We start from the raw sequence: 669 nt of genomic DNA, 5'->3' as shown, positions 1-669 counted from the left end.
GGGTACTTAGATGTTTCAGTTCCCCTCGTTCGCCTCCTTAACCTATGTATTCAGTTAAGGATAGTGTGTTACCACACTGGGTTTCCCCATTCGGAAATCCATGACTCATGCGCTTTTTACTAGCTCATCATGGCTTATCGCAAGTTAATACGTCCTTCATCGCCTCCAACTGCCTAGGCATCCACCGTGTACGCTTAATCACTTAACCATACAACACCCAAAGAGTGTCGTACGTCTTACATGACATGAACGATACGCCACCAAAAGTGTTTCTGGTGAGTTATACCTGGCTTGTTCAAACTTCGTTTTGTTTCTTTATCAGCTTGTCCAAATTATTAAAGAGCAACTCACATAATGTGATTGATAAATAGTTTCATTAAAAAACCACTTAGCAATGCGCATCATATGCAGGAACAAAGAAAAGGAAATCTATTTTGCTTTAGGCAGAAGTGAGCCAGCAAGATATTTCATTCAAATCAAAGCGTATTTTGCTTTAGGCAAGGTGTTCTTACCCAAATTCGCTTTAATCAAGGCGGCTAGGAGGAAGCATACATCAGTATGCGACGACGACGCCAACGCCGAGTAAAGGGAAATGGTGGAGCCAAGCGGGATCGAACCGCTGACCTCCTGCGTGCAAGGCAGGCGCTCTCCCAGCTGAGCTATGGCCCC

1 tRNA gene and 1 rRNA gene are annotated in these 669 nt (G+C 44.5%); both read right to left on the bottom strand.

Features of this window, described 5'->3' with window-relative positions:
- A 23S ribosomal RNA gene (locus tag VT06_RS17015) occupies positions 1-208 on the bottom strand; the annotation flags it as partial.
- 385 nt (positions 209-593) lie between these two features.
- Positions 594-669: transfer RNA gene (locus VT06_RS17005), tRNA-Ala, on the bottom strand.

This window comes from Arsukibacterium sp. MJ3, from assembly GCF_000987765.1.
GTDB lineage: Bacteria > Pseudomonadota > Gammaproteobacteria > Enterobacterales > Alteromonadaceae > Alishewanella.
Note: the sequence above shows the minus strand (reverse complement) of the source record. Positions and strands in the feature narration are given on the sequence as shown.